Source organism: Winogradskyella sp. (genome assembly GCF_013213835.1).
GTDB lineage: Bacteria > Bacteroidota > Bacteroidia > Flavobacteriales > Flavobacteriaceae > Winogradskyella.
In genome coordinates, this window is the sequence record NZ_JABSSU010000018.1 from 1 (window position 1) to 8,523 (window position 8,523).

Here is an 8,523-nt window from a genome sequence, read left to right on the forward strand (position 1 = left end):
TTTTCTCATATGTGCCACAACGGTCTCGTATAACCGTCAGTTACGGGTTTTAAATTACTATTTTTCGATTAAGAAATGACGCACGCAATTCCGAGTGGATTCGGACGTAGTCGAATCCGCCGTAATTGCGGTTATACATTGTTGTACGCTGGCTTTTATTTCCGTTCAAATTTTAATTCAATACTATTCCACCAATCAGATTGGTCAGAATTCAAAATGTGCTTTTTCAATTCCGAATCCATTTTCTCGATTTGTTCCTTAAATATTTTTAAAAGAACGTTATCAGAAATCAGTTTGTGGTCAATGACTTTTTGAATTTTTTGTCTTGTCCACAAATCATAGTCTAATTCATATTGCCATTCCAAATAGTAATCTTCGTCAGCGTCATTCAATTCCTCAATCAGCATTTTATATCGCGACAGTAATTCGGCTGGACTTAATTCAGTTAGCTTTTCCACTTCATTAATGAATTCCGTGTAATCTTTCCAATATTTTTCGTCTTTTGCTATATCCATTTTTCAGCTTGCGTACAACGGTTCAGGCTATGATTATGTTGTTGTTGGACAGTTTTGTGCCAATGGCTGTGCCGACAATCGGATCGAGCTTTGGCGGAGGCACTTTTGATGGCGAAACAAAACTGGCAAAACTTTCATAGCGTTCTTGTTATTTTCTTCTGTCTAAATTTAGTAATTCTTTTTCTGTCAACTTAAAGGCAACAATTAATTATAGCCATTGTTACCCAACGTTTTTTTCTTTAGAACTATTTCAGCTGCTTCCACAGCTTCTTTTTGATAGCTTTTTTTATTATCTATAATCTCTCTTAATTGTCTTTCGTTTTTAGATTGATATTGTTCAGTAAATTTTTCGGTTAGCGTCTTTTCCTTTTTCGGTTTTTCAAGTAAGTTAATTCCTATTCTAGTATCTTTTTTATTTATGTAAGGATAAATACGAAATCGATGTCTAGTTTTCACAAATAATGGGGTTTGATGAAGAAAGTCATGTAGAATATTAGTTAAATAATATCTATCTCCATTTTTGAATTGTATATCCCAATATCCAAAATCGGAAATTAACATTGGTCTTCGACTTCCTCTATCAAGTGCATTCTTATAATAAATTCCTAAATGATATGTAGATCTTTCAATTTCATTTTTTTGATATATTTTATTAACTCCATCTTTGGTTATAGATATTTTTAATTGTTCATAATCCAAAGTAAATTCTGTGTTTCTATTCTCAAAATAGTAATTTAAATAAAGAATGACGGCAGGAATATTGGTAATTATGGTGAAACCAATAATAAACCAAATCCAGAATTCTTCTAAAACAAAATCGGTTCCATTTTTCCACATATAATAAAAAGGAACTATAACAATCATTAATCCAACAACTTTTAAGTTGTCGAATAACAATCTTCTCAAAAGTCGATTATTTATTTTGTAAAGTTTTTTCAAATGTTGGGTAACTAGTTTATATGAATTACAAAATACCCTATAAGATGAAAATACGGTGGGATAACAGTAGTTTTTCTGTAAAAAATGTATTCATATAGATCTGGTTTAAATGTATCATAAAGATAGGATAAATATTACAAATTATCAAAGGGATTTTTGATTTCTGAAAGTTTAGTTGTAGACACATGTGTGTAAATCATAGTTGTCTTTGGGCTATTGTGTCCCAAGAGTTCTTGTATATATCTAATATCTGTTCCACTCTCTAATAAGTGGGTAGCAAAGCTATGTCTAAGTGTGTGTAAAGTTGCATTTTTAGTTATACCAGCAAGCTTTAAGGATTTCTTCAAAACCTGTCTAGCACTCACTTGCGTATACGCTTGCCCATACTGTCCTTCAAATAAATAGAATCTTGGTGTATATTGATTCTTATAAGTTTCAAGAAGGGGAATAATACTTGGTGCTAACAAAGTGTATCTGTCTTTTCGACCTTTACCAGCATTAATTCCAATAAGACCACGATCAAGGTCAAGGTCTTTTAAAGTTAAGTTAAGGGCCTCACCAATACGCAGTCCTGCAGAATAAACTAAACTCAATAATGCTTTATGTTTAATGTTGTTAGTAGCCTCTAATAATGATTTAATTTCGGCTTTACTCAGAACAGTAGGTAGTTTTTTATCCTTTCTAGGTCGTGCTATATCTAATGGATTAATTTTTACTTCTTTAAAAGCTAAAAACTGCTTGATACCACTAATGCATTGATTTTGATAGGAAACAGATTTATTGGTTTTGAAAATAAAATCAAAATTAAATTGTTCTATACTTCTTGTAGTAATAGATTCTATCTGTTTTAATTTTAAATAACGAAGGAATAAACCCGTAACTTCAGAATAGGTGTGAACTGTATTTTTACTAAATCGTTTTTGACGTAACCACTTATTAAAGCGTAATAACTCTTCTTCTTGAATAGTATCTAGAGGCGGAAGTTTATAATTAGGACTATATTGAAAGTCTATGGCATTTCCTGATGGTACTTTACTAATTGCGCTATAATCAACAAACCAGCCTTTAAGTCTAAAATAATCGAATAACTGCTTAACACTATCCTTAGTAGAGCGTACAAAGTAGATGTTTTTATTTTTACCGTATTTCACTTCAGGATATTTACTCACATAAGCCTCAACAAGCAGGTTATCGACAAAATCAATGTGAATATAATGTACATCCTTATGCACGAGTGGTTTAAGTGTAATCTGTATTTTATTCATAATGAATCAAATGTAAATTAGAATATTGACTTAACCGTTTTATATACGTATATTAGTCGTATAACATACTGTTAAATTTACCTAAGTGAAACGATTACAATCAAATTGTTTGTATTGCCAAAAGGAATTAGTAGGAAGAACAGATAAGAAATACTGCGACCCTCAATGTAAAAGTGCTTATCAGTACATGTTATCTAAAGAACAACCCCAACGCTTTTACAATAGAGTTGATAATCAATTAAAACTTAATCGTAAGATTCTAAAAAACTACAATAAAGCTGGCAAAGCGACGGTAAGAGCATCCATACTTAAACAAGAGGGTTTTGACTCCAATTTCTTCACCCATTATTGGAAAAATAAAAAGGGTGAAGTATATCTATTTGTATATGAGTATGGCTTTTTAAAGGTAAATGAACGAAGTGTTGACAAATATGTACTCGTAAAGTGGCAAGACTATATGAATCATTGATACATTTTTAATTGCACAATTAGTTGTAAAACTTTCAACGATTCATTAATTTTCAATTTCAAATTTGTGAACACAAAACTGAACACGTTTTGGAACACGATTTACATTATTTTAAGCAGGAAAAGGTTGGTTTTTGGTTGTTTTTGGGCAAAATTTCGAGCTCATAACCCGAAGGTCACTGGTTCGAGTCCAGTTCCCGCTACTAAGGCGAAAGCCACTAAAAACAACGGATTGTGTTCTCACAATCCGTTTTTTTATGTCTTCTATTTTTTTACTTTTACAAAAAGTACACAGAAAAGTACACGTTTCCTCAATGAAATCTAATTACTCTGAACCAAAAATTTATACTGGTGGGGTTGATATTAATCAATGGTCAAAACTGTCTAGAGCTGAACAAAAAAAGGCGTTGAGTAAGCATTGGTATGTACATTACAGATTCAGAAACCCTGACACTGGTCTGCTCACAAGACAGACTAATATTAAAGGTGGTGCCAATAGGTATAAAGACAGAAGATCAAGGTATCACATCCTTAAAACACTGAAGGAAAGTCTCGAGTTTTTACTAAGTGAGGGTTTTAGCCCTTATGAAGATAATACCAAACTTATAGAAAAACTAGATAATAAATTTGATGCCAAGGAAAATCTAAAAGAAGAGGTTATTAATAGTGTAGATTACAACTCTAACCAGCAAGTTCAGAGCCAACAACAAGACCAAAACATAATCACGATAAATGACGCCTTCGAATTAGTGCTTACGCTTAAAAAACAAGTAATGACCGAAGATTCTTTTATTAAGTATAGAAGTAGAATCAATAAGTTCAAAGCATGGTTGCTTGAGAAGGAGTTTACATTAAAAACTAGTATAACTGACGTTACAAAAAAAGTTGTAGTGGAGTATCTAAATCAGAGGTTGATAGAAACTAGTGCAAGAAATAGAAATAATATCAGAATAGATTTGTCATCCTTTTTCCAAACACTTAAAGATAATGATGTCATTAAGGAGAATTTTATCAAAGATATTAATAAACTTAAGACCACCCCAGTACGTAATAAGTCCTTTACACCAAAACAAGAAGCACAAATATTCAAACACCTAGAAGAAACTGATAAAGTGTTATTGCTGTTTATTAAGTTTATATGTTATGCACTATTGCGTCCAATTGAAATCTGCCGCCTAAAGGTAAAAGATGTTGACCTCGAGGATAAAAAGATATATGTTAAAGCGAAGAACCAGCCCGTTAAAATTAAAATTATACCTGATTTTCTCTTAAAGGATATACCTAATCTAGAAAAATACAATCCAAATAATCCTTTCTTTTCTAGAGACAGTTTTGGACAAGAATGGACAAGTAAAGAGAGTAGTCGCAAAGATTACTATTCAAAACAATTTAAAAAGATAAAAGACGACTTTAGCTTAGGTAAGGATTATGGTTTGTATAGTTTTAGACACACCTATATCGCAAAGATGTATAACAATCTTTCCAAAAATCATTCGCCGCATGCAACTAAAAGTAAACTCATGCAAATAACTGGCCATACCTCTATGGATGGCTTAGAAAACTATTTACGATCCATTGATGCGGCTTTACCTGAAGATTATTCTAATTTATTAAACTAATGAATTTCAAGTATTTTAATTTTATAGATTCTTCTTACTATCAAACTTTATCAGAATTAGATCAAAATATACTCCTTTCTGAAAAAGGTTTGTTTGTCCAGAGGGTTAAATTGGATATGAATTTGTTCAAGGATTTTGAGCAACTAGGTGTTTTGAAAGGTTATTCTGAAGCAATTGGGAATAGTACGATTTAGTACTTTCCATCGCAAGATCTACTCAATGAAGTGTATGATTTTCTGATAGATAGATTTCATTCTGCTGTTTACCATCCTAAGACGATTTTTAAGGCTAGTTTTGAAAGAAAAAGGTTTGGTAAAAGTGATAATCAAATACATGAACTTGCCCTAAAAAAATTTGATGAAATATATCAACAAATAATTTATATAGACGACAGTTTAGATCATGATCCATTTAGCGTTTTGAGTAGGCAAAAACTAAACTATTTAGAGTTGCTGGGAGAAAATAGAATTTTAATAGATCATTATATAATAGGTGATAAAGATTTTTTCAATCGCGACCTTTATGAAGAGTCAGATTTATTAATTGAAATTATGGAGTTTGAAGGGCAATTACAGAATTTAATTGACTTAAATCGTACATACAAATTTTCGGTAGACAAATATTTTTCTCCGCTTTCAAAAACTGATCAATTATATAGAGAACTAAAAGACTGCATTGAGGTTAATCATGCAAATTTTATAGATGAATATATCTGTAACATTCAAGAATATTATCCAGCTAAAGTTTATATCATTTATAGCTTTTTAAAAAAGATACTTAATTTAAAAATTAAGGAAGAGCAATTCAGAACTGCCGTTAATAATATCTATAATTTAGAACTTAAACGTCTAAAGAAAAACTCTTCAGTAAACTATGAGTACGATTCTCAATTAGAGAAATTGAAAAATAAATGGACTGAATTGAACTCTTAAGAAGGTCATAATTAGCTTTGACATATATTTATTCATTTTGACATAGAATTTAATGTTTTGACATAGAATGTCATAAGCTGTGTCATAGTTATAACAGTAAATAGGCTTTTAATTTGAAATAATTAAAAATCATTAAAATGAGCCTATTTAAATACACTAAAAAGCTAGACTTAATTATATCGCTTCTTTTTAAATTAATTAAGTCAATAGATAGTAAACATTCGGATCTGAATGTTACTAAATCCGTCAAGAAAGATGTCTTTATAACTTCTAAGGAGGCATGCGAAATACTCAAATGCAGTTCTGTTAAATTATGGGAACTAAGAAGATCAGGAGTCTTAAAAACTTATCACTTCGGAAAAAACATACGCTTAAAAAAATCAGAAGTATATCATTTAATACAGAATAAGTTATGAAAGCGAAGATAAGTATCCGCATAGATGATGACATTAAAGTTCTCTTAGAAGATCAGGCTGAACAAAAAGGTCAGACAGTATCAACCTATGCAAGAGAAATACTTGAAAGTCATGTAAACCAAGAAAACTACAGAGAAGATGAATTAATAAGTGAATCCTCTCCTAAAATTCCAACAGAAACATTCATTATAAATGTTGATTCTAGCCTGAGTTTTGTGAAATCATTTGGCTTTACATATTTATTGAGCTGGATGTTGGCAAAATCTTTAAACCACCAATGTTATTTCTCTAACGACGCTTTGAAAGGTTTGAGAGGACTAATAGAATCTGCGATTGATTCAAGGTCCTTTAGTAGAGAATTACGAATGGGGTTCACTAAAGTATTAAATGATCTAAATAGAGTCATAATTGAGCCAGAGAATCACGAAAGATATTTTTGGTTTCCATTGCCAAATCATCACGGTAGTTTTAATTATTTCTTACTAGTAAACGAAGTGTTGAGATTGAAATATTGATCATGTCAGAACTAGAAATTTAATCAACAAACGTCAACTCAAAAATCGATAAATCATCAAATGCAATGGAAAGTACAATTGAATTTTTAAAAAATAAGTAAATCAAATAAATGAATGCTTCCCATGTATATCATATTGCTATGGCACTTCCTTCAGACGAGCGAGAGTGTTTATACGATATGTTGGGAAAATCAATTATTAAGTCAACAAATCGCAGAAAAAAACGGAAAAAGCTACCTGATTTTACTGTGGATGACGGGATAAAATATTTAATAAGAACACAATTTAAGCAAAACAAATACTAATACAACAGATTCTCATAGCATATAGATATGAGTCGAGTTTTAAAAAAATAATTATGATAATATATATATCAGACAATACCAATAGAAGATTTAGATACATAGTACTTAATTTATACACTTGTAAAAACAACAATAATAATGTATGTTTTTGCCCTGATTATATTCAACGCCTTATACCTAATTCCTCTTGTTGTAAAAGTTATTTCTGTCCCACAATTGTAGAACAAATGTGTAGGACAGAAAAAAAACTATGTCCAACACCCTTGTATGACAGCTTATTAATGAATTGTAAGACATTTTATAAAACAACTTGACAACATGAAAAGATCAGAATACATTTTAGAACAGGTTGAATCAAAAGATATCTTTAGTCACTATTTAAAACCCTATCATAATTTCGCTACACTTCAACAAGGAAAAAATATATCAAATCCCTTTTTGTCACAACCTCAAAAGACACCATCCTTTAATATCTTTCAAGATAAGTCGACAAATGTCTGGCGTTACAAGGATTTCGCAACCGATGATCAAGGCAACTGTTTCGAATTAGTTATGAAATTATTTGATCTAAATTTTATGGAAGCCTTAGAACGAATAGAAACGGATTTTAATCTTGAATCAAGATTAACTTTAGTAAATAATAAAAGCCAATATAGATTAACCGAAAAGAACACTATTGAAACCTCTAGTTTCTGGAAACAATACGATATTAAATCACATATCTTAAAAAAATATAATGTTGTAGAGTTAAAAAACTATAGGGCTTTAAGTAGAACTGGCAAGTCATATAAGGTGGAAGCAAAAGACGACAATCCAATTTTCTGCTATAAAGAAAAAGAATGGTCTAAAATCTATAAACCTTATGATGGTAAGTATAAGTTTCAACATCTGGGAAATAAACCAGCAGATTATATTTTTGGGTATAAGCAATTGCCAGATCAAGATGAAATATTATTTATTACAGGTGGAGAAAAAGATGTATTAACCTTAGTATCTCAAAACTTTAATGCGATTTCACTAAACAGTGAAACAGCAACTTTACAGCCAGAAATTGCCAAAGAATTAAAGCAACGGTTTACTAAAATCATCGTATTGTATGACAATGATGACACTGGACTAAAGCAATCTGATATTTTAAGTAATACCCATGGCTTTTACAGAATGGTATTGCCACAGTTAATAGACAATGGTAAGGATATATCGGATTTTATAAAACAAAAACGGACACTTTCAGAATTTCAAGATATTCTAATCAACACGTTATCACAAGTATTACCAGAGCCAACCATTTCGGATAATGAAACGCAAGAACAAGAAGAAAGAGTAGTGTATAATGCCATCGAATTAATGGCAATGGATAACATAGAGCCTAAGTATTTAATGCATCCCATTTTTCCGCAAAAAGGTTCAGCTGTTTTGGCAGGTAAACCAGATACAGGTAAAGGCCAATTTGCAAGACAATTGTGTATTGAAGTAGCACTTGGTAAAACATCATTTTTAAATTTTGACCTTGCACCACGTCATAATAAGTCCATCTATGTGGCAACAG

General features: G+C 31.0%; 10 protein-coding genes. 7 read left to right on the plus strand and 3 right to left on the minus strand.

What is annotated here, in order from left to right:
* Positions 1-155 precede the first annotated feature (155 nt).
* Positions 156-515 carry a hypothetical protein gene (locus HRU50_RS15815; protein WP_296352260.1) on the minus strand — a complete coding sequence of 120 codons (360 nt, stop codon included), beginning with the start codon at positions 513-515 and terminating at the stop codon, positions 156-158.
* Between the two features lie 8 nt (positions 516-523).
* On the opposite strand from HRU50_RS15815, the gene HRU50_RS15820 reads away from it, so the two are divergent.
* Positions 524-655, plus strand: a complete 132-nt coding sequence (locus tag HRU50_RS15820) for a hypothetical protein (RefSeq protein ID WP_296352263.1) — start codon at positions 524-526, stop codon at positions 653-655.
* A gap of 64 nt (positions 656-719) precedes the next feature.
* Here HRU50_RS15820 and HRU50_RS15825 read toward each other — a convergent pair whose 3' ends face one another.
* Together HRU50_RS15825 and HRU50_RS15830 are read right to left on the minus strand one after the other, a co-directional pair.
* Entirely contained in the window at positions 720-1,421 is a 702-nt protein-coding gene (locus HRU50_RS15825; protein ID WP_296352265.1) for a hypothetical protein, read from the minus strand.
* Positions 1,422-1,588: 167 nt separating this feature from the next.
* Positions 1,589-2,719: a tyrosine-type recombinase/integrase gene (locus tag HRU50_RS15830; RefSeq protein WP_296352267.1), complete on the minus strand. Its 1,131-nt coding sequence runs from the start codon at positions 2,717-2,719 to the stop codon at positions 1,589-1,591.
* 85 nt (positions 2,720-2,804) lie between these two features.
* On the opposite strand from HRU50_RS15830, the gene HRU50_RS15835 reads away from it, so the two are divergent.
* From HRU50_RS15835 to HRU50_RS15855, 6 genes are all read left to right on the plus strand, one after another.
* Entirely contained in the window at positions 2,805-3,188 is a 384-nt protein-coding gene (locus tag HRU50_RS15835) for a hypothetical protein (RefSeq protein ID WP_296352269.1), read from the plus strand.
* 313 nt (positions 3,189-3,501) lie between these two features.
* Positions 3,502-4,806 (plus strand): site-specific integrase, encoded by a 1,305-nt coding sequence (locus HRU50_RS15840; RefSeq protein ID WP_296352270.1) that lies wholly within the window; start codon positions 3,502-3,504, stop codon positions 4,804-4,806.
* Between the two features lie 224 nt (positions 4,807-5,030).
* The gene (locus HRU50_RS15845; RefSeq protein WP_296352272.1) at positions 5,031-5,738 is read left to right on the plus strand and encodes a hypothetical protein; all 708 of its coding nucleotides are present in this window, start codon (positions 5,031-5,033) and stop codon (positions 5,736-5,738) included.
* A gap of 137 nt (positions 5,739-5,875) precedes the next feature.
* The gene (locus tag HRU50_RS16065; RefSeq protein ID WP_366927385.1) at positions 5,876-6,154 is read left to right on the plus strand and encodes a helix-turn-helix domain-containing protein; all 279 of its coding nucleotides are present in this window, start codon (positions 5,876-5,878) and stop codon (positions 6,152-6,154) included.
* Positions 6,151-6,669, plus strand: a complete 519-nt coding sequence (locus HRU50_RS15850; protein WP_296352274.1) for a hypothetical protein — start codon at positions 6,151-6,153, stop codon at positions 6,667-6,669. Before HRU50_RS16065 ends, HRU50_RS15850 begins: the two co-directional genes overlap by 4 nt.
* Before the next feature lie 623 nt (positions 6,670-7,292).
* The coding region (locus HRU50_RS15855; RefSeq protein ID WP_366927386.1) for a toprim domain-containing protein at positions 7,293-8,523 on the plus strand (1,231 nt) is incomplete at its 3' end.